Raw genomic sequence first — 24,965 nt, 5'->3', positions numbered from 1 at the left:
ATCGTCCAAATCATACGCGTCTTATTTAACAAAATAGTCTTAACTTGCTGTAGTAAAATCCAACAAAATGAGTACTATTTTTTATACCGATGATGATGCAGACGATATCATGATCTTTGAACAAGCGCTGAAAGAGGTAGGTGATAATAATTATAATTTAAAAGCAGTGGAAGACGGGCAGGAACTCATCGACTCTCTGAATAACCCTCCACCTACCCCAAATGTTATTTTTTTAGATTTGAATATGCCTGGCAAAGATGGCCGGGAAACACTCAAAGAAATAAAGTCGCACGATGAATTAAAAAGATTCCCAGTAATTATTTTGTCTACATCTTCCAGCAAAGAAGACATTGATCTCACATACCACTATGGAGCTAGTTTATATGTAAATAAGCCCAGAAAATATTCGGATCTAAAAAAACTACTTGCAACTTGTCTTCGCATAGATTGGAAAACTTATGAAAGGCCTGCCAAAGAAAATTTCTTTCTAAAAGCTTCCTGATATGCAACCTCATGCAACGCAAACGCCGCTGGCAACCGAAAAGGATACTTTTCTGAAGGATCTGCGCTCCGTTACATCACCCGCTCATAAAAAATTAGAAGAGACGTCTCTTTCAAAAGTTATTGTGAGTGAAACCTTGCTTGTTGGCGACTATGCTCTCTACCTTGAAAAAATGTACCTGGCAATGGTTTCTTTTGAAAAAAAAATTTTTCCTATCCTCAACCCGCATTTTTCAGACCTTGATCAACGCATTAAAACAAACTTACTCGAAAAAGATTTGAAATTTCTGGGCGTAAAAGTTCCGGAAAAACAATCTCTCTTCAACAGATTTGTTGCGACCCGTTCTACTTCTTATTTAATGGGTGCATTTTATGTGTTAGAAGGATCTACTTTAGGTGGGAAATTTATCTATAAAAACATCAGCTCCACTTTAGGTTTAACGGCTGAATCAGGAGCTTCGTACTTTAATGGTTACGGTGCAGAAACCGGTAAATTATGGTCTGCTTTTATGGAGCAATTTTGCAACTATGCGCTTAAGACCTCGAACCAAAAAGAAATAATTCAGGGGGCAGACGACACATTTAAACTCTTATTTGATCTTTTAAACGCTTAACATTTATATGAAGATAAAAGATATTGTTAACCGCGATCTCGTTAACCTTCAAAACTGCGAAAGTGAGCCAATACATATTCCAGGGAGCATACAGCCACATGGTTTTTTATTAGCGGTAAAACAAAGTAATTACCAAATAGATTTTTGTACCGCAAACAGCTTCGATTTCACGGGAATAAAACACACTGATCTTTTAGGAAAATCTTTTGAAGAAGTTTTCGGAGACGATGAAGGAAAAAAACTTAAAGATTATGTTGCAGATCCTCTGTCTGACGCCTCTAAACCCCATGTTTTTAATTGGAATGGCATTCCCTACAACACTTTGATTCATAAAAGTGGCGAAAATTTTATTCTTGATCTCGAACCATTTCCAGATGGAAGTTTAACCCTGCCTGATCTTTACAGTCAGACAAAACGTTTTGTATCACATCTCGAAAGATCGGTAACCTTGCAGGATCTTTGTAAAATTATTGCCGAGGAAACAAGAAGTATTACAGGCTACGACCGTGTAATGGTTTATCGTTTCGATAAAGAATATAACGGCGAAGTATTTGCAGAAAGTAAACGCGACGACCTAGAGTCTTTTTTTGGATTACATTATCCGCATACCGATATTCCTGTGCAGGCACGAGAACTTTACATGCGTAATCTCATGCGTATTATTGTGGATGTAAATTACACGCCGGTTCCGATTTTTACGATTGATGACGTTAAAGATAAAAATCTTGACCTGAGTAATTCCGTGTTGCGAAGCGTTTCTCCTATCCATATAGAATACCTTCATAACATTGGTGTTGGAGCTACCCTGACCATTTCGCTTATGCACAATAAAAAATTGTGGGGTTTGATTGCCTGTCATCATTATTCGCCAAAAAATTTACCGCATTATACCCGCCTTGCGGCGCAACTGCAAGGTCACTTTCTGACTTCGCAAATAAACGTGCGTGAAGTCGCTGAAGAATTTGACCTTTCTCAATCTATTGCAAATAGTCTTGAGAACCTTATGCGAAATATACCGGAGGTATCTTCTGGTAATTTTCATCACGTGATGAATGAGGACCTGCTTAAGATTACAAATTCTTCGGGAGCGGTTTTGATTAGTGAAGGAATGCTCCGCTCTTTTGGACAGATTCCTGCGGAAAAAGAGATAAGTAGCCTTGTAAAATGGATCGCCGCTAAGCATGAAACGGGAGTTTATATTACGTCTAAATTAATTGAAGAATATCCGCGTGCTGAAAAAATACGTGAATGCGCCTCAGGAGTTTTATTTCACGCCCTTGGTAATCCTATAAATGATAGTATTATTTGGTTCAGGCAAGAGGTTCAGAAAACCGTAAACTGGGCGGGTGATCCAAACAAGGCTATTATTAAAAATGAAAAAGGATTATCGCCCCGTAAATCTTTTGAATTGTGGAAGGAAAGAACAAAACATCAAAGTGAGGAGTGGGAAGAACCTGAATTAGTTGCTGCTTCCAAATTTGCGCATGCCCTTCAAAAACAAACTTATGTTCTTTATCTTACCAGGGAAGAAACCAAATACCGTGAGCTCAGTGAAAAGCTTCAGAAAGCAAACTCTGAACTTGAAAATATTAACTGGATCAGTAACCATGATTTAAAAGAGCCTCTTAGAAAAATTCAGGTTTTCGCTTCCAAAATACTTGAAGACGACAATCATAATCTTTCTGAATTTGCCATGGGGTCTGTGCAAAAAATGAATGATGCTGCCAGCCGCATGCAAACACTCTTAAATGATCTGATGTCTTATTCGCAGCTAAGAGACACCAGTGATGCTTTCTCTAAAGTAGATCTTAATGGTTTACTAAAAAATGTTCAGGATGAATTGAAAGAAGAATTACAAGAAATAACAGCGGAAGTAGAGTTTTCTGACTTACCCGAAGTGAATGGTATCTCCTTTCAACTGCACCAGCTTTTTCTGAATTTAATACGTAATTCTTTAAAGTTTTCAAAAGCAGACATTCGGCCGCATATAAAAATTACTTCCACCCAGGAACAGGTAGAATCAGACATACAAGGTCTTGAGATGGGTAGAACCTATTATAAAGTAAGTTTCAGCGACAATGGAATTGGATTTAACAACGATCATTCGCAAACAATTTTTAACGTGTTTAAACGCCTTCATAGTGCGAAAAAATACACGGGTACCGGCATTGGTCTCGCGATCTGTAAAAAAATAATGGAAAATCACAGTGGTCACATTACTGCTGAAGGCGAAGTGAACGTGGGTTCTGTTTTTAACCTTTACTTTCCTGTGGTTTAAGAAATCGCTTTTCTAACGGGCAGTAGTTTTGCGATGGCTTCTAACTCAAAAATAATTTTTTCAAATTCCATTTTTATAAATTGAAGCTGCTCGGTAGATTGAAATTCATGCGAATCGAGACTTTTTTTCAATGCCGCAAAATCGAGATGTTGCACTTGAATTTCTTCCCCGGAAAAATAAGTAATGATTTGATCTATTATTTTTTCTGTTTCCCCGTAAAATTCTGACAAAGATTTTACAGTAATAAGATTTTTAGTTTCGTGAATGGAAAGTGCCACTGATGTGATCTCCCTGGTCATACGCACATTTACACCTACCATTGCAAAATAAATATCTACTTTATCTTGTATGTGCTTTGGCTCTTCATACATTCTTTCCACACTCGAAAAAACAAGATTGTTGGCAGCTTCAGCGAGACGCCGGTTAAGAAACCAATTCTCATTCGCAGCCAAGTCTTTTTGATAATAACGGATTACCTGGCGTAAATAATTTTTTGTTTGAAGCAAAGCGTCTTTCATTAATGGCGGGAAACGTTTCTTCTCCCACACAGGCCAGAAAGCATATCCAGCAATCACCGCCATAACAGCGCCCACCAAAGTAGAGATAATTCTCCACCCAATAAGTTCCAAAGATCCGCGCTGAGAAATTTGCATCAGCACTACCATCATGATTGTTACAAAAAACACACCTACTTTATAATTGTTACGTAAAAAATAAGCAACAAAAAAAGAAACAAAAACCAGCAAAATAACGAAAGCTTCATGTGGTAGAGGAAGAAGCATGATAAGTCCCCCTAAAATCACGCCAGCCAGTGTCCCAATAATTCTTTCGGTACCTTTTTTCCGTGTGGCTCCGTAATACGGCTGAATCACTATAATCATCGTCAGCGCAATCCAATATCCATGATCGATGTGAAAGAATTTAAAAATGAAAACGGCAATACAAAGTCCGATTGAAACCCTCAAAGCGTATTTAAACTGATCGGAATTAAAATTGACAAGGCTCTTTAAAAAATCAAGAAAGATCCATTTATCTACCCCTGCCATAAAATTGGTGTAACTCAATTTATAACTTTCGAAGTAGTCACTTTTCTTTAAATTTAATTTCGTTTCAATCAATGCAATAGTAACCTGCATATCGTTGTACGCTTTGTCGAGTGTGTCGGTAAAGTGCTTAAGAGCTCTTTGTTCAGCAGGATTTGTATTTAAATCTTTAATGGCTTCCTTAAAAAGTTCAATAGCAATTTCGCACCTTTTAATGCGCACTTTAGCAAGCGTAAGATCTTCGGGACGAGAAGTATATATTAGAATTGAAAGCCGCGCGCTCGCCTGCGCAAAAGCCGAAAGCGTTTTATACAAAGTACTGTCTTTAATGTTTTGGAACGTAGATTTATGAATGCTGCTTAGTTCTTCATAAAGTGAAATGAGCGCGGCACTGTATAAAGCAGAACTCCGGCGCAGATCAATCATAATATCGTAATGCTGTGCCTTAACTTTTGCTTCTTTCTCACGTCTTGCGAAAAGATCCATCGACTCGTTGATGGAAGATCTAACAGCCATTTCCTTCTTGGTAATTTCTCCCGCTAAATTTTCTTTCGAAGACAGTTCTTCAATGATGACATCCAGCAATTCTGTATTGGCCTTCCAGATCTTAGCAACTGAACGCTTTACCGGATTTAAAGGACGAAAGGGGAAAGAAAACAAAGTAATGATGATCGCCCAGCCTGCTCCTGCCAGAAGATACAAGCCCGAAAGTAATGACTCCTGGAACGGTGCAGGAAAGGAGAGTCCGAATAAAAAGAAAAAACCAACTGCTACTCCTATGCTCGAACCATAATCGCTCCAATTGCGAACCAAAGCCGCAAACATGCCAACAAAAAACATACAGAGCAGCGATAGCACCATAGAATCTGCCACGTACATGCCCAGCATGGCACTTATAAAAATTAAAACAGTTTCAAGACTTTGGATCACAATTTTTTTATAATGCAGCCCTCTGTAGTCTGTGAGTGAAATCATATAGCCACCAAAGGCTGCCCATGTTACTTCGAACGAAAAACCTTTCCACAGAGAGAGTACAATCAAAGGCACGTTTAAAGCAAGTACCACTCTGAAAGCCCAGCTGATAGTAGGTTCAAAGTATTCCTGTGTGAGGATGGCATTGAATTGCTTTATGGGTTTAAAACGCATTTGGGCAAAGGTACTATGCCAATTGCTATTATCAGGAATTTAAATGTTTAATTATGCAAAATGTCGGCAGTACTGGTTACTCAGGAAATTTATCTGCAACCTTAATATCAAAATACTCTTCTACTTGTTCTAAGACGCCGTTGCGGCGGAAAGATACTTTGGTCTCCACATAGCCTTTGCACCAATCCTGATGGGCTTCGAAACGCATATCCATCGTATCTTCCTCGTTCATCTTTTCGATAATGCGCATCACCCGTAAAGTTTTTTTATCGATCCAAACCTGGTTAGACCTTAAGTCCTTTTCTTTAGCACCAATAACATAGGTGTCCTGGCCGTTCCATTTTTGCACAGAAAGGACTTTTGTATTGTAATTGGCCGCACGAATTCGAGCGAAAACATCGTCAGGCTTTCTGTAAAACATTCCGCCAAGCAACAATAGAAGGGTGCTGGAGTCTGCTCTTGTACTAATCAAATTTCCTTTCTTGTAATTAAATACGCTGTCGTTTTTAAAAATCACAAAGTTTCCGCTTTTACGATCCCCAAAATCGATTCTAAATTTATCGGGAAATTCAATGGCTTCATGCCATTCTGAATGCCCGGAAATGCTATCGTTTTTATAGTGCGTATTCTTTTGGGAGAAAGTATAAATTTTACAAGGACCCTGGTAATACTTCTTGTGAGCAGATTTAAGTATGTCTGTTCCATTTTGTGCATCCACACTGGCGTTGACAAAAAGGATTAACAGGATCCATGCGGTTTTTTTCATCAGAAATTTATTTTTCAGGATTTAAAACAAAACGTTTAAAGCTACTCTCATTGAAATAAAGATTCGCAAGTCTTTTAAAATCATCGCTTTTCAGTGCATTCACCCAGTTATTATATTGATCTATATCACTGAGCTGCTCATTGTAGATATCCGCACTTGAAATATAGCCTAACCAAAAATTGTTTTCTTTGAGTTGCACTTCCCGTTCTTTTAAAAGTGTTTCCTTAATTTTTCCAAGATTGATCTCGTTGCAACCGTTTTTCTTTGCATTTTCTATTTCCTCTTTTGCTGCGGCAATTAATTTTTCTGTATTGTCGGGAGCGCATGAAAACTGACAAGTAATTTTGTACGTTCCCTTAGGAAAATCTTCTAACTGCGCATAGATGCCTACGCCATAAACTCCACCTTTATCTTCTCTCAAGTTTTCGCGCAGAGTAATGTTCAGCAAGTTGGTTAAAGCACGAGCTTCAAAACGGTTCTTTCTGCTGTAAGGACTTTCCCCGTTCCACATAAGGCGCACACTGGTGCGTGGCTCGTGTCCCTTATAGAAAGTTTTGGTTAAGTTTCCTTTTGGAGCTTTCATTTGAAGGTCTTTACGGGCTTCGTGTTTTATAGGCGCAGAAATTCCACCGATATATTTTTCTACTAAAGGTTTTAAAGAATCTAAGCTGAAATTTCCAACCATGGTAAATACAAAATCACTTGGATCTAAAAATCTCTCCTTATAAATTTGAAAAGTACGGTCAAGATCTACTTCGCTGACAGTTTGCTCTGTTTCTGGTTTTGCACGCGGGTGGTAGCCTGACATGATATAATTGACTGAGTCGCCGAAGATTTTACCTGGATCGGCTGAAGCGTTTTGAATAAATCCTTTTTGTTGCTGGATCCAGGCGACAAAAGCAGATGAATCTTTTCTTGCCATGGTAAAGTCAGCATAAACCAACTGCAACAATGTTTCAATATCTTTCTTACTACTTCTTCCGTTTAAAACCTCATTATAAGGTCCCACGCCTGCGTAAAGGGAAGCTGTTTTATCCTGCAAATATTTTTCAAGTGCCGTGGCATCAAACTTACCAAAGCCCATTTGTTCCTGAACAGCGTTACTGGCATCGGCCGATCTGTAATCTTTATCTGAATACAAATTTGTTCCTCCCCAGCTATGCGCCGAAAATAGTACTTCATCTGCCTTAAAATTTGTAGGCTTCAATAAAATACGCGCACCGTTACCCAGGGTCCATTCTGTAATACCCTGACCTTTATCTACCGTTTTAAAAACTCTTTGCGGAGACGGGTTGGATGTGATGAACGGGGTTGTTATCACTTTGTCTTCATACTTCCCAATGGACGTTTGTTTCTCAGCCTTGCTAAATGCAGTCTTAGCAGACTCATCTGATATGATTGGATTTTTTTCATTTTCAGTCATCATCAACACGAGCATGGCGTTTTCCCCATTAGGGCGAATCCACTGCTGTCCCTGTATGTTCACTTCCTCCAGCGTTATTGTGGGAAGCAAGGTTTTTACATATTGGTATTCATTGTCTATTCCTGGCGCTGCTTCAGTCTCTAAAAACAATTGTACGAATTCAGAAACCAATTCTTTTGATTCTGTCTTGTCGCGCTCATTATAGTTTTGTTCAAACTCCGTTAGCATTTGTTTTTTTCTCCGCTCGAACTCCGTTGATGTAAAGCCATAACGTTTAACCCGTTCATTTTCAAGTGTAACTGTTAAGATCGCTTCTTCCACTTTGCCATTCGGAAATAAAGCGAAAGAGGTATAGGCATCTTTATTTCTTACAGAGCCATAATAGCCTGCTCCCGCATACAAAATACTGGCATTCGGTTTCTTTGTAAGCTCGTTTAAACGGGCCGATATCATACCATTGAACAGCTCTCGTTTTAAGTGTTCACGGTAGTCGTCGTAACTATGTATTTTTTTTGCTTTATCGAAGTACATCATTTGTAAAACATTGTAGGGCGACTCTTTATCGCTTACTACACTTACACGTAAATCTTTTTGATCAGGCACTTGCCATGACTGAATTGGTTTAGGATTTTTTGATGCAGGAATTTTAGAGAATTGTTCTTTTACTAATTTCTCTGTCGCATCTAAATCTATGTCTCCCACAACTATAATAGCCTGTAAATCCGGACGGTACCATTGCTGGTAAAAATCTCTCAATAAGCTTTGTTTACAATTCTTGAGAATCTCTGGTTTACCAATCGGGAACCGCTCTGCGTAACGCGAATCTTTGAACATCACCGGCCAGTATTTTCTGCTCATGCGTTCAAACGCCCCCTGACCAAGGCGCCATTCTTCCATGACCACACCTCTTTCTTTTTCAACTTCAACACTATCAAAACTTAAGTTGTGTGCCCAGTCTTCCAGAATTAAAAATCCTTTTTTATAAATTTCCTGGTTGTCGGTAGGAATTTGCAACATATAAACTGTTTCATCGAAACTCGTATAAGCATTGAGATCCGGTCCAAATTTGGTACCAATTCCTTCAAGGTAATTTACAAGATCATTTTTTTTGAAATTTTTAGAACCGTTAAAAGCCATGTGCTCTACAAAATGTGCCAAACCCTGCTGATCATCATTTTCCATTGTACTCCCGGCGTTTACTGCCAGGCGTAACTCTGCACGTTTTTCGGGTCGCGCGTTGTATTTAATGTAATACTTCATGCCATTGGCCAATACACCTGTTCGTACCGTTGGATCAAGTGGCAGAGCATCCGTTGGTTTTAAAGAAACTTGTGATAGCAAGCTGCTGCTCATTAAAAAGCAGGCAAACATTAAACCTAAATTTTTCATGTGTCTATTTTTTGGGGTTGTGTTTGAGAAAGATACGAAGATATTCCTGAAAATGTAAAATGTAAGAGGTTCGACGGAAAATGGAACACATGCGTGGAAACTAGTCTTTTAAAAGATGCCTTGCGAGGGCATCTGAGGAGCGCTGAGTTAAAAATGGTCAACATTTATTTGTATATTTTTCCCTTTATTAACCCTAACTTTGCACCATGTCAGAGGACTTTTCAGAGCATATTCGCAACGTGATAAAAACCTTACCCGATTCGCCGGGAGTTTATCAATACTACGACCACGAAAATGTGCTTCTCTATGTTGGTAAGGCAAAAAACCTTAAAAAAAGGGTTACTTCTTATTTCACTAAAGACCACGATAGCAGCAGGCTTCGTGTGATGGTAAGTAAAATTCATGAGATCAAAACAGTTAAAGTTAATAATGAGCTGGATGCGTTGTTACTGGAAAACAATCTCATTAAAAGTTTAAAACCGCGTTACAACATTAATTTACGTGACGATAAAACTTATCCCTGGATTATCCTTAAGAATGAGCGTTTTCCACGTTTGTTTTATACACGTAAACAAATTAAAGACGGCAGTGAATATTTCGGACCGTATGCTTCCGTTAAACTTATGCACACTTTACTCGATCTCATTCGTCAGACTTATCCCTTGCGCACATGCAGCTACCAGCTTACGCAGGAGAATATAGACAAAGGGAAATTTCGTGCTTGTTTGGAATTTCACATCGGCCGATGCAAAGCACCCTGCGTGAACAAACAAGATGTTGCCGAGTACGACCAAAATATTACGGAGATTCGCCAGATTATTAAGGGCGACATTGGTTTTGCATTGCGCGATCTGAAAGAAAAAATGAACAGCGCTGCGGAAAAATACGAATTTGAAAAAGCAGACATCTTAAAAAACAAGATTGATATTTTAAGCGCTTACCAAAGTAAATCTACCATTGTACATCCTTCGATAACAAATACCGACGTAATCAATATTATAAGTGATGAAAAAAACGCTTATGTACATTATTTTAAAATCATCAGTGGTGCCATCATTCATGCGCAGACACTCGAATTAAAGAAGAAAATTGAAGAAAGCGATGAGGACATGCTTTTGTTTGCGATGGTTGAATTCAGAACCCGATTTAACAGCAACAGCAAAGAAATACTTGTGCCATTTGCACCGGCTATCGAACTTCCGGGCTGCGAATATGTTATTCCAAAAATCGGGGATAAAAAACAATTGTTAGACCTTTGCTACAAAAACGCCTTAATGTATAAACAAGAGCGTGAAAATCAACTGGCATTAACAGATCCCGACAGGCATACCGATCGCATCATGAACCAGATGATGAAAGATTTACGCATGAGAGAACAGCCGCGTCGTATTGAAGGATTTGACAATAGTAATATCGGTGGTGAACACGCAGTAAGCGCAATGCCTGTTTTTATTGACGGCAAACCAGCCAAAAAAGAATACCGCCATTTTAATGTAAAAACGGTTGTGGGTCCCGACGATTTCGCTACTATGGAAGAAGTCATTTTCAGAAGATACTCACGTGTGCTGGAAGAAAATTTGCCCATGCCCCAGTTAATAGTTATCGACGGTGGTAAAGGCCAGCTTGGCGCTGCGATTCATAGTTTAAGAAAATTAAATCTCATGGGAAAAGTAGCGGTAATAGGTATTGCCAAACGCCTGGAAGAAATATATTTTCCAGGTGATCCTCTTCCTTTGTACCTCGATAAACGCAGCGAAACTTTACGCATCATTCAACAAATCAGAGACGAAGCTCACCGTTTCGGAATCACGCATCACAGGAATAAACGAAGCCGCGAAACTTTTAAAACTGAGCTCAATGAGATCAGAGGGATCAGCGATAAAACAGCTGAACGACTTTTAGTAGAATTGAAAAGCGTAAAATTCATAAAAGAAGCTACGCTTGAAGAGTTAGAAAAAGTTATAGGTAACTCAAAAGCAAAATTGGTTTATGATTTTTTTCATAAGCCTGCAGAAAACTCACAGGACAGTATATCTCATGCGTAAACCTTATTTTCTATTTACTTTTTTATTAGTAGCCGGCTTTTTGTGCGCTCAAAATAACGTAAATCTAACTTCCATTAACGGTAAGACCTTTAAAGTAACAAGCGCTGGAAAAACATGGAATACGGTGCCGCAAGCCAATCTCTACATGGAGAAAATTACCAAAGATACTTTGGTTATTGAGCTCGAATTTGAAAACAAGAAAAAAATATCGTCCACACTTTACCTGCTTGAGCAGGGAGTTGCGTGTAAAAACAAAGAATTTAATTACAAAGTTGAATTTAATGATGTAACGCTTAAAATGAATTTTGCAGGTGTGTACGATATTATTCCTTTACCTAATCCGATCGTTCCAGCCAAGCCAATTGTAGACACCATGCCTGTTCTTAAAAAAGGCATCTACGAACATTTTTGCGAGATTAAAGATGGTAAAGCAATTTACTTTAATAACGTGCCAAAATCGGGCGGCTGCACTAGTGCAATGCCAGACAGTTACATAGGGTACACCGCTTTGCTGGTAGCGAAAGCTCAGGTTCAGGATCAAAAATTTAACGTTGTTGAAACAGTTTGCCGAAATAATTGCATGAGTGTTGCTCAACTGGGCTCGTTTTTAAATTATATCGATTATGAGATTGAAAAACTGAAACTGATCCGCATTGCCTATCCTCATATAACTGATCCGGCAAATAAAAAAAACCTCGAAAAAAGTTTCAGGTTCGAGTCTTCGATAAAAACCCTAAACGATTTTCTCAATAATCCCGGGGAAATGAAACAATCAGGTAACAACAAGTGCAGCGTGGCTGCATCTGAAATGCTTATCACCCGCTATGTTGAACGTTTAGCCAGTTACAATACAGACTCTGAAAGGTTTGAAGCCTTAAAAAAAGGCTATGCTGATCTTTGTTATTCTACGGGCCAGGTAACTTTAATTCTTAGCAAATTTATTCATGACCGCGAAAAACTCGATGCCGCAAAACTGCTTTATTTTAATTGTGTTGAAAAATCAACGTTTATGAATGTGGCTGAAGTTTTCTCTTACAATCAAACCAAAAGCGAACTAAAAGATTTTCTCGACAAACAAACGCAATAATTTTCATCCGCATAAATGAGTCATTCTGAACAGAACCATACACTAAAGTCTGAGTATTTTAGCACCTTAGATGGTTTCAGGGGATTAGCCGCCATTTTTATTTTGTGTTTTCATTCCATGTTTCCAATCTTTAGCGCTTTGTGGATTGGAGTTCCTATGTTTTTTGTACTATCTGGCTTTTTAATCACCCGCATCCTTATCCAGGAAAAAAACTCTCCGGATTTTCTAAAAACATTTTATCTGAAAAGGGCTTTACGCATTTTTCCTATCTACTATCTCGCTTTACTTATTTCGGTGGTCTGGGGCATGCTTGTAAATGCCGACCTCAGCAAACTACCCCTCTTTTTAATTTACCTTCAAAATTTTACAATTTCCAATAATGTGTTACCAGACTATTGCAACGGCATTATGAATCATACCTGGTCTCTCTCCTCGGAAGAAATTTTTTATGTGTTCTGGCCCCTGCTTATCTTAATAATCCCGACACAAAAAATAAGATGGCTCATCATTTTCATTGGTGTTGCCTGCTTGCTTTATAAAATCATTTTACTTTCCTTTTTTTATAATGAATTTACGAGTCAACTATTACAACTCTCGTTGGCTGGCAATCTGGATGCCTTAATGGCTGGATCTTTTCTTGGATTTTTAAGCTTAGAGAAAGCGTTTTTTGACCAGAAATATTTCCCGTGGAAAATCTTCATCCCTTCTATATGTTTACTTGTGGCTGTAGTTATAACAAACAACATAGATTTTGTGAATTCAAAATTTCTCGCGATCGCGAAGGCAACTTTATCTGTTGTGGCAGTCGTTGTTTCTTATTTCTTAATCTGGTTTGTTTCCCGGGAAAACTCCACTAGCTTTATCCATCTGGTCTTCAGGATGCGTTTTCTGCAATTTACCGGAAAAATCAGTTACGGTATTTACCTCTATCACGCACTTGTTTTCGGAATTACCGCGTCTTGCGTTTATCATTTTAAACTACAGGTCAATGCCATACCATTATTCCTTTTCGAACTGCTTATAACCTACCTGATGGCAGTAGTTTCGTGGTATTTCATTGAAAAGCCAATTTTACGGCTTAAAAATAAGTTTCAGTATTCTAAAATTTAGTGCCGCTTCGTAAGCCTTGTTAGTTAAGGACTTAAGACCGCCCAACTACCGAAGATCTTTACTGCAAAATCCCTTCTTTTATGTATATTTACCGCGTTGAAACCAATTCTCGAAATAAAAAGGATCAGTAAAAAATACCAGATTCATGGGAATACAAAGCCTTATTTGAGCTTAAGAGAAAATCTTTTTTCTTTTTTAAAACCTTCCTCGAACAAAGAAGAATTTTGGGCCTTAGACGATGTGAGTTTCGATGTGATGCCCGGCGACACTATCGGCATTATTGGAAAAAACGGCGCCGGTAAATCCACCTTGCTGAAAATACTCAGTAAAATCACTCCTCCTACTTCCGGAAGCATTATCTCAAGAGGGCGTATTGCATCGTTATTAGAGGTTGGAACAGGATTTCATCCGGAACTTAGCGGTCGCGAAAATATTTTTTTAAACGGAAGTATTCTTGGGATGAAACGCGTCGAAATAGAAAAACAGCTCGACGCTATAGTTGACTTTTCGGGTGTAGAAAGATTTTTAAATACGCCGCTAAAGCATTATAGTAGCGGAATGCAGCTAAGACTTGCTTTTGCAGTTGCCGCTTTCCTGGAGCCAGAGATATTAATTATTGATGAAGTGCTAGCCGTTGGGGATGCTGAATTTCAGAAAAAATGTCTCAATAAAATGGAAGATGTGAGTAGGGATGGGCGTACGATTTTATTTGTGAGTCATAATATGAGCGCGGTGAAAGAACTTTGCAGGCGCGGCATATTTTTAAGTAAAGGCAAGGTTGGCGCAGATGATACCATGGATGAAACCATCAAACACTATACTTCCGAACTTGCGGAGCTAGCGCACTTTCAAAACGGACAATTGCACATAAAAAATAAAAATATTTATAAGCTCGAATTAACCAGTAATAATGTTTTGAGTGATTCGGTTCATATGGGAGATGATCTGAAATTCAGAGCTTACTTCAAAACAAAAGAACCTTTGCATTATCCGGTATTGGGTATTGTAATTAAGGACTACACCGGCACATCCCTTATTGCAGTAAATAATAAGCATTACGTTGGAAATGTGATTTCTGAAAGCCTTAACTCAGGCATGTTTGAAATAAGTTTTCCCGAAATAAATTTAATGGCTGGTGATTATCTTGTTGATCTCTATCTAGGAAACGAGCACAACGATTTTGAGGTGCTAAAAGAATGTTGCGTTATTCGCGTAGACCGCGGAGCCGAATCGCATGCGCCCGAATTTCCAAAACCCGAACTGAACAAAGTGTTTTATAAAAACGTAGGCTGGAAAGTAACAGCCATCGATTAAATATATGCAGGCTTATTCTCCATTTGATACTTCTAGTGAAGCAACAATTATTTCCACCGTTAAAACTTCGGAGATAGTTGTTGCCTACAAAAAGATTTATGACCTCGATATTTCTTCCAGTTTTAGAGATATTGAGACTATTTATTTATGTGAATGCCCTTTAACCAGTCTCCGCTTCTACTATCCTTTTAATCTTGACGGCGATGCTGCATTTTATGAAAAGCTTTCATTAAAAGATTGGTACTATAGTGTCGACCGCTGGGAACATCTGGCGGTGGCGGGATGGATAGAATCCGGCAAATCCTTGCTTGAAATTGGCCCTGGAGACGGTGTGTTCCTTCAAAAGCTTAAAGCTTTAAAAAATATTTCCTATGTAGGTTTGGAGCTAAATCCTTTAGCCATTGAAAAAGCCAAACTACGAGGGATTCATTTGACAAATGAATTATTAGAACATCATGTGGCTAACAAAGCAAACAGTTACGACGTTGTTTGTTCTTTTCAGGTGATGGAACACATTTCTGCCATTCATTCTGCAATGACCGATTCTGTAAAAGCATTAAAAAAAGGAGGATTGCTGATCATCGCTGTTCCCAATAACGGCGCCTTGTTTAAATCTAATATTCACCCCAGTAAATACTTGAATATGCCGCCGCATCACGTCAATCTTTTTGATGAAAAGTCTTTGCTGGGTATTTCGAGGCTCTACGACTTAAAGCTTCGTAAGATTATGACGGAACCTTTGCAGGATAATCATATTGACGTAGTTATTTATAATACTCTTGGAAAATTTGTTTTTAAAAATGAATTTTTAATGAAGCTGATCTGGAAAACGGGAATACAAGTTTTGTTCAGACCTTTAGTAAAAAAGTTCAGAAAAAGGATCAAAGGACATACGATCATTGGTATTTTTGAAAAATAACTTTTACACTGGAAACTAAAATCAAAATACTTTATATAATTAATTCACTTAACATTGGAGGAAGTGAAAAGGTTGCCGTGGATTGCGCAAACGCACTTGATCCGGAAAAGTATTCCGTTTCTTTTATTTCTCTGAATCTCTTTGATCCCGAAAAATCTATTTTTAAAGTGGTGCCGCTAAATCCAAAAATAGAACTTTACTATTTTAATTTTGAATTTGACAACGACTATTCTATCACGGGATACCTGCGTTTTATCACAAGAAAAAAAGAAAGCTTTAAACATTTTCAATCCATCAACGAGTTAATCACGAAAATAAATCCGAAGCTAATTCATTTTCATACCAGTCCCCGTGAATTAATTCTCCGCAACTTTCTTGATCTCAAAGTTCCTTGTCTCTTTACAGATCATCTCCTAAGAATTGGAAAAAAAGATTTAGGCATTATAAAAAGCACTGTATTATCGGTGGTTTTTCGAAAATTATACAAGGGCTTTCATATTATTGCTGTTTCAGAGGAAATTAAAAAATCGCTTTATCAAAGAAGCATCATCTCCAAAAAAACACCTATTCACACTATTTTAAATGGCGTGAATGTTGATTTTTTCCAGAGGAAGGAAAACACAACTAAACCTGAGGGCCTTGTAGTAGTCTATATATCGCGCATCGAAGAAATAAAAGGGCATGAAACTTTAGTTAAATCATGGGCTTCCTTATCAGATATTACCGACAAAAAACTTTACATAGCGGGACCTGATGGTTTAAATGGTAAAATTCAAAAACTTGCCCGGCAACTTGATTGCATGGAAGACATAGAATTTACCGGCGCGATCTCAGATCCGCGAATTCTCTTACAAAAAGCAAACCTTGCAGTTTTTCCTTCCCATAAAGAAGGCCTTCCTCTTTCACTGTTAGAAAAAATGGCCATGGCGTTACCGGTTATTGTGTCGGATATTCCAGAACTAACCTCAATTATTACTGATGCAAAAAACGGACTTGTATTTAAAAAAAGTAATTCTTCCGACCTTGCTGATAAAATCCGTTACCTCGTCACGAATCCCGCAATTTCAAACGCACTGGGTCAAGAGGCAAGAAAGACAGTAGTTTCGGAATATAATTTTTCAGAGAGTCTGAAAAAACTGGAGTCTGTTTACAACAAAATTTTAAATTAATTTGAACACACGCATACTATATCTTCACGGTCGTCCTGGACCGCACTTCATGCACAAGACTTTGGCACATTCTTTAGGCGTTATTTCAAAGCCCGTGGATGATGACTTACGATGGCAAGATCAAGGCTTTGGCGCACTTAAGAACTTGTACGCCTGGATTAAAAACGCACTGAACTACAAAAAATATTCCGGCTTTGAATTTATTCTTGTCGACGGTCTGCATTTTAGTCCAATTATAGCACGGAAACTCGGTGTCCTTCCAAAGCATTTAAAAATAATCTCACACATGGGAAACCAGCTTCCTTATTTTATGCTGGCGAAACAAATTCCTTTTTACAGTAGAATAATGCACAAGTGGTTGTTAAATAATTACGACGCTATTTTTTGTGAAGGTGAAATGATCCGCGAAATTATTCAGACACTGAGACCTGACATTAAAACAAAATTACTTTGCACTTTTCTCGGCCCATCAACTGGCAGAGTTCATAGTTTACGTGCAATTGAACCTGAGTTTAAAGGTTTTAACCTTATCAGCATCGCTTCCGGACCAAGTGCGGCACGCATTTACTACAAGGGTCTTGATATAATGGTAGAAGCCTTCTTACAGGCAAAAAAAACCCTTCCCGGTTTAAAGTATTACATTGTAGGCGATTGGAGTGAAGAGGACATAAAGAGTTTAACCAGAAAATTTAACCCCGAAGATCTGAAAACCATATTCTTTTTAGGTCATCAATCTGATATAGACAGTTACATAAAAAACAGCGATCTGAATATTCACGTTGCCCGTGGAGACGCTTTTCCAACCTCTACGATTGAAGCGATGCATGCGGGACTTCCCATTATAGTATCAAATTACACCGGCACCAAACAAATTTTAAAAGGAGTAAATCCGGATTTAATAATAAATTTATCCTCTGAAGACTTAGCTAAAAAAATTATCTGGTTCTTTGGATTATCTTTGCTTGAGAAACAAGAAATTTCTGTTAAAGAAAAACAAGCTGCGGAAAAATTTACTGAAGTGAATGCCATTGAACATTACAGGAAAACATTTGACGAACTGGTAAAATGAAAAAATTAATTTACAAACTTCTGGAAGTTATCTACCGAAACGGCGTGCAGACAGTAATTTCCGGAATTACCGTTAAACTTCCCTTTCGTTTTTACAGGTATTACGAAAAAGATTATGAAACCGACAATGTTTCATTTTTCAAAAAAACGATAAAGAAAAATGACGTGATATTTGACATTGGTGCGCAAATTGGTTTAATGACAAAACTTTTTTCAGATCTCACAGGCCCTGGCGGTAAGGTATTTTCTTTTGAACCAACTCCATTTACGTTTAGCATTCTTCAGAAAACCATTGCACTCAATTCAATTGGGCATATTGCAAAGCCTGTTCAGGCAGCCGTATCAGATAAAAAAGGAAAAGCTACTTTTAACGTGTCAGATGTAGACATTGATGCTGCTAATAGTTTATCAGCCGTACAACGCGACCATACTATTTCGGGAATCGAGGTAGATGTAACTTCCGTAGATACTTTTGTGAGTGAAAATTCTATACAAAAAGTAAATTTCTTAAAAATTGACGCTGAGGGTGCCGAATACTTTGTATTATTAGGCTCCGCGGAAACACTTAAAAAGGACAGGCCAATAGTAAACCTTGCTTTACATCCTAATGCTTTATCAAACTTTAATTCATCTTTACAGGAAATCTATGATTTTGTAAGGGCCATAAATTATGACATTCTCTTTAAATCAAAACACATGAGTAAGGAAGAATTCTGTTCCCAGGCCGACTTATTTGACGTGCAGCTTTTACCAAAAAATTAAAAATGGGAATAAAACTAGCCAGAAAGAAAAACAGTAATCTGTTGCTCTCCTTTATTTACAGGTTGAGCAAACTTCCATTCTTAAGCAGTACTTCAAAATTTAAATTGTTTTTAAATCTGGAATGGATCTTCGAGAGACTGGCGCATGAAAAATCTTTTGACTACTACAGCACAGAAAATCATCCTCTCCGGAAAATATCGAATGCTCACATATTAGGTTTGATAAAAGAAAGCGATTCGGTACTTGATATGGGGTGCCACGCAGGTCAGATTACTGCAACCATCGCCACGAAAGCAAAAAATGTAGTGGGAATTGATTATGACAGGGAGGCAATAGAAAGCGCTAATAAAAGATTTAAAAAAGACAATCTTGTATTTATTCATAGCGACATAGAAAGTTATTTAGCCAAAAATTCTGTATCATTTGACGTTTTAATTCTCTCTCATATTCTCGAGCACATTGAAGATCCTGAAAAAATGATCTTGTGTATCAAACCTTTTATCAATTATATGTATATTGAAGTTCCCGATTTCGATAAAACGTATATGAATCATTACCGCCAGGATCTTCACCTGGATCTCATCTACACAGATGCTGATCACATTACCGAGTTTGACAGGGTAGAGATGAAAGCCCTGATAAAAACCTGTGGATTCTCGGTACTGGAATCTGAATACGAATTTGGTTTACAAAGACATTGGTGCAAAAAAGAAAATGCCTGAAACTCTACTGATATATTATCCATCCAACAATCGCAGTAATGCCACCGAAACGCTGGCCTGTGAATTCGCCTCTCGTGGACATAAGGTGTTCTTGTTGACGCATGACAAAAAAGGTGATCTTCACCAGCTTCTTGAAAAAAATAATGTGGAAGTTCATTCCTACAACATCGAAAAGAAGAGACCCTTTTTGTATTATTTAAAACATGTCCGTTACCTCATCAGATTTTGTAACTCGCATAATATTACCGCTGTGCAATCGCATTTGCAGCAGGCTAATATCATTGCGGTAGTAGCGCAATATTTTATGAAATCTAAAGTGGTGGCATACCGGCATCATCTGATAGAGCAAAATAAAATGTCTAATTTTTTCGACAGGGTCATAAATTTTTTAGCAAAGAAAATTGTTGTTCCTTCGTCTGTTATTTATAACCATATGGTGTTTGAAGAAAAAGTGAAGCCGGAAAAAGTGAAGCTTGTTCCTTATGTTTATGATTTTACTAAATTTGCCACTACTACAATACAATCAAACGAAATAAAGACCAAATTCCCTTCAAAACTGCTAGTGTTGTTATGTGGCAGATTTGTAAACTTAAAAAGAAACGATCTTGCTATCAAAGCCGTTGGTGCATTGGTAAAACAAGGGAAAGATGTAAAATTATTAGCCTTGGATGCGGGACCTGAACTAGACTTCTGCAAACAAATAGTAGCAGATGAAAAGCTTGAAAAAAATGTTTTTTTTATCGGTTATACCACAAACGTTATGAATTATGTTTCCGCTTGTGATATTTTAATTCATCCATCCTACACGGAAGCCAGCAGTAATACCGTGAAAGAGGCGGCAATTTTCTCTAAAAAAGTAATTGTTTGCGAAGGCGTGGGTGATTTTTCAGATTATATAGTGAACACAGAAAACGGATACATGGTTAATCGTGAAAATCCTCTGCCTGGCATGATTACCTGCCTTGAAGAAATTTACGACGGAAAAAGTTCCCCGTTGATGGGAGATAAATTAAAAGAGACTGTTTTTAACCGATTCAATAAATCGCCCGAAACTATAAATAAACACTTAAACTTATTATTACAATAATGTCTTCAGAGAGACAAGAAAATAGCGTAGACAATCCCTGGTGGGGTGAACATGTTCACCGTTACAATATGGTTTTCGAATATATTCGAACCCCAGTTGTGGCATTGGACATCGCTTGTGGATCGGGATTTGGAGCAGACAGAATGGCTTCCCATGGATTGCAGGTTACGGGAGCAGATATTTCTGAAGAAGCTATTAAGCAATGTAAAAAAAGCTTTAAGCGCAATAATTTAAATTTTATTCAGGCAGATGCTACGGCTCTTCCTTTTGAGGATACTTATTTTGACACCATCGTTTCTTTTGAAACGATTGAGCACACAACCCACTACCTGGAGGTTCTGAAAGAATTCAAACGCACTATTAAAACCGGGGGAATTATTTTTTTATCAACGCCTAACAGAACTATCAATACTCCCGAAGGCTCGGCCAAAAATCCTTTTCATACACAGGAGTGGAACTACGAAGAATTACAAGCCGTTCTTAATTCTGTTTATCCTCAGGTAACTATACTGGGACAACAATACACGCGCTACAAACACCGTAAAAGTCTGGGAGCAAAACTTGCGCAACTTACAGAAAGGTTTTTTTACCTGAGGGGTATAAGAAAACTTCCCCTGGCATTTCAGGACTACGTTATGAGGGCGCTATCAGGCATTCCTATGTATCCAACAGAAGAAGATTACGAACTCGTTTCTGATCTGTCTGAAATTAAAACATGTAAAACCTTCTTCGCAATATGCAAGGTAAAGTAAGCATTATCATACCTTGTTATAATGCCTCCTCTTTTATCGTTGATACGTTAAAGTCAATACAAGAACAGTCGTATAGTAATTATGAAATTATTGTAGTAGATGATGGAAGTACAGATGCCAGCAAAGAACTTGTAAATGAATTTAAAGCTGAAAACTTAACTTACCTGTTCCAAAAAAATAAGGGCGTGTCTGCAGCCCGCAATAAAGGTTGCGCGGTAGCTTCAGGCGATTATTATTTATTTGTGGATGCCGATGATGTGCTCGACAAAGATTTTATTAAGCAACGGGTTGAGGAGCTTGATAAAAATAAAGAAATTCTATTTGCTTGTTCGGCCGCAAGTTTAATCAATGAAAAAGGAGAAGAGCTTGGGATAGAGTATGCACCCGTTTGCGACGATGTTGAACTTGAGATTTGCACCTATAAGTCAAATTATTGCTCTTGTCCCTCAAATTACCTCATCCGAAAGGAGTTTAAAGAGCGGGGAATTCTGTTCGAGGAAAAATTATCGAATTCTGCAGATCGCTTTTTTCTATTACAATTAAATAAACTTGGAAAAGGAATTCAGGTTAACGGCAATTGTAAATTGAAATACCGCATCCACTCAAAAAGCATGTCTAAAAATATAAGTCCGAAAAACATAAGAGACCTTGTGCTTTTTTACGCACTTGTTGTAGAAAACAAACTTGTACCATCACGTTACGCATTAGCGTTAAAGCTCAAAACATTTCGTATTAGTTTCACAGAGTCTTTATTGATAAAAAATTTTCGTCTGGCAATTAAGGTTATTTCGCAGGTACTTTTAAAGGGTTAATCGCCAATTTTTCAGATTCTTTTGTTTTTGCCAACATGCTTAAATGCAAATTAAGACCCTGTAAGTCAAATAATTGTAGTATATTGCACCTTGTTATTTCATAAGAAACCTTAGTGCTATTTGTTGAACTATCTAGACACATGTTACAACTTTCAAGATCTCATAAACAAAGATTAGTCCTTGTTTTATTTGCCCTAAGCCTGATTCCACTTCTTGCTAAATTATGGACGCCTGCCGAACCCAACAGATCTAAAAATGAAAAATATTCGGCGGAGCTGAAAAAATTTTCTACTTTAAATCAACTGATTGCCTACGCTGATGCCACTTATGAAAAAAATAAAACAACTGTTTCATTTGATACAACAGAGTACGCGTTGAATTTAAGCGAAATTATTAAAAAACGTTTTTACCACGAAGATCTCAAATATTCATTTTCTGAAAACTGGATAGCCTGGTTAGTTGGAAAAACGCTTTGGTCGCACATTTCTTTTATAGTGATATCTGATGATATCCTGAATCATTCTGAAGCCATTTGCAGTCAGCAAACCTCTGTCTTTATGGAAATACTTAAAAAGAAAGGTATTAACGTGCGGAGTGTTGGACTTGGATTTGACGAGGGTCCGGGTCACTATTTGTGTGAGGTACATTACCAGGGAGGCTGGCACCTTTACGATGTTAGCATTGAACCAGATTGGGGAGTAATCGAAGATAGTCACATGAGCCTTGATTATTATCTCACAAAAAAGGATTTGCTCTATAAGGCTTACGAAAAACGTTTACCAAGACCGTTATTTGATAAAATTTTAGAAAGACATTCCTATGGCGAAGTGAATAAACTTCCTGCAAAAAACATGAAACTTTTGCATCAAACAATGAATGTTTGCACCTACTTATTGCCTGTTTGTTTGGGCTTGCTACTAATTTCCCTCTATGCAAAAGCTCACTTTGGCACGAAACAAAAGGAGTTTCAGGAAGAAAAAGAAGATACCCTTATTTTAGCAAAATAGCCATTGGTAGCCATTAAAAACAATTCCAAAATTCTGAATTTATAGTATGTGCGGCATTGCAGGATTTATAGATTTTAATAAAAAATCTACACCAGACATTCTCACTAAAATGTCTGATACGCTCGCACACAGAGGTCCAGATGGGTCAGGAACTTTCCTGCAGGAAAAAGGTAATTTCCAGCTGGGTTTAGCTCACCGCCGTCTTTCAATCATCGATCTAAGTAATAACGGGAGCCAACCCATGCAGCATAAAAACCTGCACATCACTTTTAACGGCGAAATATATAACTACAAGGAGATAAAAAAAGAACTTCAGCAAAACGGAAATTTTTTTCAAAGCGATTCAGATACTGAAGTCATACTCCAGGCTTTTGACGCTTGGGGAATAAACTGCCTGGAAAAATTCATTGGCATGTTTGTATTTGTGATTTATGATTCTGCAAAAAATGAAATTTATTGCGCGCGCGACCGGGCTGGTGTAAAACCTTTCTTCTATTATTTTGCAAATAATTTATTTCTTTTTGCTTCAGAGCTCAAAGCTTTTCATCAACACCCCGGCTTCAAGAAAGAACTAAATCTCGACGCCGTTGCAGCATTTGCTCAGCATGGGAACGTACCAACTCCTTATTGCATTTTTAATCATTGTTATAAATTAAAAGCCGGACATTATTTAAAAATAAATCCTGAAAAAATAACCATCAGCGAACACCAGTATTGGAATGTTTACAACGCTTATAATAAACCGAAACTTAACATATCTTTCGAAGACGCAAAAACCCAAACAGAAGATATTTTAATGTCAGCCTTCAGGTACCGCATGGTAAGTGACGTTCCAGTGGGCGTATTTTTAAGTGGAGGTTATGACAGTACTTGTTTAACAGCACTATTGATGGCTGGGAGTTCCAAAAAATTACAAACCTTTACAATTGGCATTAAAGATTCTTCCCTTAATGAAGCACCCTACGCTAAAGAAACAGCAAACTACCTGGGCACAGATCATACGGAAATTTATTGCGAAGAAAAAGATGCGCTTGACTTAATTCCTTACCTGACTTCTATTTACGACGAGCCTTTTGGCGATCAAAGCGCCATTCCTACAATGTTGGTGAGCAAACTTTCGCGTGACAAAGTAAAAGTGGTATTAAGTGCAGACGGGGGCGACGAAGTTTTTGCAGGCTACAACCGATACGACTTTTTATTAAAGCAGGGAAAATTTCTAAACCAGATTCCCGCTCCACTCAGAAATTTATCTGCAGGAATTATGTCAAAAATATCTGCTGAAAAATTACCTGTGGTAGGTAAACGCTATAATTTTGCAAACCGGTACGAGAAACTTAAAATGCTTCTCAGAGATCCTTCTGCTGAAAAATTTATGTTTAGCATGAGTACGCAATATTCTGAAAAGGAGTTTAAGAATTTGATCTCTCATCCTTACCAAGCGTTAAACACAGCCTACCATGCACAGGAACTTAAAAAAGAATTTTACACTGATCTTTCTTATATGATGGCTATCGATTATCAGACTTACATGCTGGATGATATTCTTCAGAAAGTGGATCGTGCTACCATGGCATTTGGACTAGAAGGAAGAGAGCCCTTTCTTGATCATCGCATCATAGAGTATGCTGCACAGTTGCCTGATGATTTCAAATACCACAAAGGCATTAAGAAATATATTCTCCGGGAAATAACCCACAAATACGTTCCGAAAAAAATGCTCGACAGACCAAAAATGGGCTTTGCTATTCCGCTTGAGAATTGGCTTTGTAAAGAGCTTAAACCTTTGGTCACAGAATATTTAAGTCCCGAACAAATAAACCGGTCCGGAGTTTTTCATGCATCTTACGTTTCTCAACTACTTAAGAATTTTTACGACGGAAAAAAAGAATTAGGGCAAAAAATCTGGTACTTATTGATGTTCCAGATGTGGTATAAAAAGTGGATGAATTGA

The 24,965-nt window shown here is 37.8% G+C and carries 20 protein-coding genes; 17 read left to right on the top strand and 3 right to left on the bottom strand.

Features of this window, described 5'->3' with window-relative positions; all coding sequences use genetic code 11:
• Positions 1 to 67: 67 nt before the first annotated feature.
• Genes CNR22_12610 through CNR22_12600 form a run of 3 tightly spaced genes read left to right on the top strand, consistent with a single transcriptional unit; the run spans position 68 to position 3,393 of the window.
• A complete protein-coding gene (locus CNR22_12610) occupies positions 68 to 502 on the top strand; it encodes a response regulator (protein PBQ32577.1) in 435 nt (144 codons plus the stop codon).
• Position 503: 1 nt separating this feature from the next.
• Positions 504 to 1,115 (top strand): heme oxygenase, encoded by a 612-nt coding sequence (locus tag CNR22_12605; GenBank protein ID PBQ32576.1) that lies wholly within the window; start codon positions 504 to 506, stop codon positions 1,113 to 1,115.
• A gap of 7 nt (positions 1,116 to 1,122) precedes the next feature.
• A complete protein-coding gene (locus CNR22_12600) occupies positions 1,123 to 3,393 on the top strand; it encodes a histidine kinase (protein ID PBQ32575.1) in 2,271 nt (756 codons plus the stop codon).
• On the opposite strand, the gene CNR22_12595 is transcribed toward CNR22_12600, so the two are convergent.
• From CNR22_12595 to CNR22_12585, 3 genes are all read right to left on the bottom strand, one after another.
• Positions 3,390 to 5,582, bottom strand: a complete 2,193-nt coding sequence (locus CNR22_12595; GenBank protein ID PBQ32574.1) for a hypothetical protein — start codon at positions 5,580 to 5,582, stop codon at positions 3,390 to 3,392. The two genes, CNR22_12600 and CNR22_12595, sit on opposite strands and share 4 nt — an antisense overlap.
• A 76-nt stretch (positions 5,583 to 5,658) precedes the next feature.
• On the bottom strand, positions 5,659 to 6,348 hold the full coding sequence (locus tag CNR22_12590; protein ID PBQ32573.1) for a hypothetical protein: 690 nt from the start codon (positions 6,346 to 6,348) through the stop codon (positions 5,659 to 5,661).
• Between the two features lie 7 nt (positions 6,349 to 6,355).
• Positions 6,356 to 9,160: a peptidase M16 gene (locus CNR22_12585; protein PBQ32572.1), complete on the bottom strand. Its 2,805-nt coding sequence runs from the start codon at positions 9,158 to 9,160 to the stop codon at positions 6,356 to 6,358.
• Positions 9,161 to 9,366: 206 nt separating this feature from the next.
• Here CNR22_12585 and CNR22_12580 point away from each other — a divergent pair, with 206 nt between their 5' ends.
• From CNR22_12580 to asnB, 14 genes are all read left to right on the top strand, one after another.
• On the top strand, positions 9,367 to 11,205 hold the full coding sequence (locus CNR22_12580; protein ID PBQ32571.1) for an excinuclease ABC subunit C: 1,839 nt from the start codon (positions 9,367 to 9,369) through the stop codon (positions 11,203 to 11,205).
• The gene (locus tag CNR22_12575; protein ID PBQ32570.1) at positions 11,150 to 12,292 is read left to right on the top strand and encodes a hypothetical protein; all 1,143 of its coding nucleotides are present in this window, start codon (positions 11,150 to 11,152) and stop codon (positions 12,290 to 12,292) included. Before CNR22_12580 ends, CNR22_12575 begins: the two co-directional genes overlap by 56 nt.
• A 15-nt stretch (positions 12,293 to 12,307) precedes the next feature.
• On the top strand, positions 12,308 to 13,402 hold the full coding sequence (locus CNR22_12570) for a hypothetical protein (GenBank protein PBQ32569.1): 1,095 nt from the start codon (positions 12,308 to 12,310) through the stop codon (positions 13,400 to 13,402).
• 96 nt (positions 13,403 to 13,498) lie between these two features.
• Positions 13,499 to 14,716, top strand: a complete 1,218-nt coding sequence (locus tag CNR22_12565) for a hypothetical protein (protein PBQ32568.1) — start codon at positions 13,499 to 13,501, stop codon at positions 14,714 to 14,716.
• A gap of 4 nt (positions 14,717 to 14,720) precedes the next feature.
• On the top strand, positions 14,721 to 15,635 hold the full coding sequence (locus tag CNR22_12560) for a hypothetical protein (protein ID PBQ32567.1): 915 nt from the start codon (positions 14,721 to 14,723) through the stop codon (positions 15,633 to 15,635).
• A 77-nt stretch (positions 15,636 to 15,712) separates the two neighbouring features.
• Positions 15,713 to 16,804 carry a hypothetical protein gene (locus CNR22_12555; protein ID PBQ32566.1) on the top strand — a complete coding sequence of 364 codons (1,092 nt, stop codon included), beginning with the start codon at positions 15,713 to 15,715 and terminating at the stop codon, positions 16,802 to 16,804.
• A 49-nt stretch (positions 16,805 to 16,853) separates the two neighbouring features.
• Entirely contained in the window at positions 16,854 to 17,873 is a 1,020-nt protein-coding gene (locus tag CNR22_12550) for a hypothetical protein (GenBank protein ID PBQ32565.1), read from the top strand.
• On the top strand, positions 17,870 to 18,634 hold the full coding sequence (locus CNR22_12545; protein PBQ32564.1) for a hypothetical protein: 765 nt from the start codon (positions 17,870 to 17,872) through the stop codon (positions 18,632 to 18,634). Before CNR22_12550 ends, CNR22_12545 begins: the two co-directional genes overlap by 4 nt.
• A gap of 2 nt (positions 18,635 to 18,636) precedes the next feature.
• Positions 18,637 to 19,356, top strand: coding sequence for a hypothetical protein (locus CNR22_12540; protein PBQ32563.1), 720 nt, complete (start codon positions 18,637 to 18,639; stop codon positions 19,354 to 19,356).
• On the top strand, positions 19,349 to 20,443 hold the full coding sequence (locus CNR22_12535) for a hypothetical protein (protein ID PBQ32562.1): 1,095 nt from the start codon (positions 19,349 to 19,351) through the stop codon (positions 20,441 to 20,443). The genes CNR22_12540 and CNR22_12535 overlap by 8 nt, the downstream gene beginning before the upstream one ends.
• A complete protein-coding gene (locus CNR22_12530) occupies positions 20,443 to 21,195 on the top strand; it encodes a hypothetical protein (GenBank protein PBQ32561.1) in 753 nt (250 codons plus the stop codon). Before CNR22_12535 ends, CNR22_12530 begins: the two co-directional genes overlap by 1 nt.
• Positions 21,180 to 22,007 carry a hypothetical protein gene (locus tag CNR22_12525; protein ID PBQ32560.1) on the top strand — a complete coding sequence of 276 codons (828 nt, stop codon included), beginning with the start codon at positions 21,180 to 21,182 and terminating at the stop codon, positions 22,005 to 22,007. The genes CNR22_12530 and CNR22_12525 overlap by 16 nt, the downstream gene beginning before the upstream one ends.
• A 140-nt stretch (positions 22,008 to 22,147) precedes the next feature.
• Positions 22,148 to 23,014, top strand: a complete 867-nt coding sequence (locus CNR22_12520) for a hypothetical protein (GenBank protein PBQ32559.1) — start codon at positions 22,148 to 22,150, stop codon at positions 23,012 to 23,014.
• 46 nt (positions 23,015 to 23,060) lie between these two features.
• Entirely contained in the window at positions 23,061 to 24,965 is a 1,905-nt protein-coding gene (gene asnB / locus CNR22_12515) for an asparagine synthase (glutamine-hydrolyzing) (protein ID PBQ32558.1), read from the top strand.

Source organism: Sphingobacteriaceae bacterium (genome assembly GCA_002319075.1).
In the GTDB taxonomy this organism is placed as follows: domain Bacteria; phylum Bacteroidota; class Bacteroidia; order B-17B0; family Aurantibacillaceae; genus Aurantibacillus.
This window is presented reverse-complemented; position numbering and strand designations above follow the sequence as displayed.

Excerpts from the sequence above, each read along its gene's own strand:
- CNR22_12610 (PBQ32577.1), top strand. The coding sequence starts at position 68 with ATGAGTACTATTTTTTATACCGATGATGATGCAGACGATATCATGATC.
- CNR22_12605 (PBQ32576.1), top strand. The coding sequence starts at position 504 with ATGCAACCTCATGCAACGCAAACGCCGCTGGCAACCGAAAAGGATACT.
- CNR22_12600 (PBQ32575.1), top strand. The coding sequence starts at position 1,123 with ATGAAGATAAAAGATATTGTTAACCGCGATCTCGTTAACCTTCAAAAC.
- CNR22_12595 (PBQ32574.1), bottom strand. The coding sequence starts at position 5,582 with ATGCGTTTTAAACCCATAAAGCAATTCAATGCCATCCTCACACAGGAA.
- CNR22_12590 (PBQ32573.1), bottom strand. The coding sequence starts at position 6,348 with ATGAAAAAAACCGCATGGATCCTGTTAATCCTTTTTGTCAACGCCAGT.
- CNR22_12585 (PBQ32572.1), bottom strand. The coding sequence starts at position 9,160 with ATGAAAAATTTAGGTTTAATGTTTGCCTGCTTTTTAATGAGCAGCAGC.
- CNR22_12580 (PBQ32571.1), top strand. The coding sequence starts at position 9,367 with ATGTCAGAGGACTTTTCAGAGCATATTCGCAACGTGATAAAAACCTTA.
- CNR22_12575 (PBQ32570.1), top strand. The coding sequence starts at position 11,150 with ATGATTTTTTTCATAAGCCTGCAGAAAACTCACAGGACAGTATATCTC.
- CNR22_12570 (PBQ32569.1), top strand. The coding sequence starts at position 12,308 with ATGAGTCATTCTGAACAGAACCATACACTAAAGTCTGAGTATTTTAGC.
- CNR22_12560 (PBQ32567.1), top strand. The coding sequence starts at position 14,721 with ATGCAGGCTTATTCTCCATTTGATACTTCTAGTGAAGCAACAATTATT.
- CNR22_12550 (PBQ32565.1), top strand. The coding sequence starts at position 16,854 with ATGCACAAGACTTTGGCACATTCTTTAGGCGTTATTTCAAAGCCCGTG.
- CNR22_12545 (PBQ32564.1), top strand. The coding sequence starts at position 17,870 with ATGAAAAAATTAATTTACAAACTTCTGGAAGTTATCTACCGAAACGGC.
- CNR22_12540 (PBQ32563.1), top strand. The coding sequence starts at position 18,637 with ATGGGAATAAAACTAGCCAGAAAGAAAAACAGTAATCTGTTGCTCTCC.
- CNR22_12535 (PBQ32562.1), top strand. The coding sequence starts at position 19,349 with ATGCCTGAAACTCTACTGATATATTATCCATCCAACAATCGCAGTAAT.
- CNR22_12530 (PBQ32561.1), top strand. The coding sequence starts at position 20,443 with ATGTCTTCAGAGAGACAAGAAAATAGCGTAGACAATCCCTGGTGGGGT.
- CNR22_12525 (PBQ32560.1), top strand. The coding sequence starts at position 21,180 with ATGCAAGGTAAAGTAAGCATTATCATACCTTGTTATAATGCCTCCTCT.
- CNR22_12520 (PBQ32559.1), top strand. The coding sequence starts at position 22,148 with ATGTTACAACTTTCAAGATCTCATAAACAAAGATTAGTCCTTGTTTTA.
- asnB (PBQ32558.1), top strand. The coding sequence starts at position 23,061 with ATGTGCGGCATTGCAGGATTTATAGATTTTAATAAAAAATCTACACCA.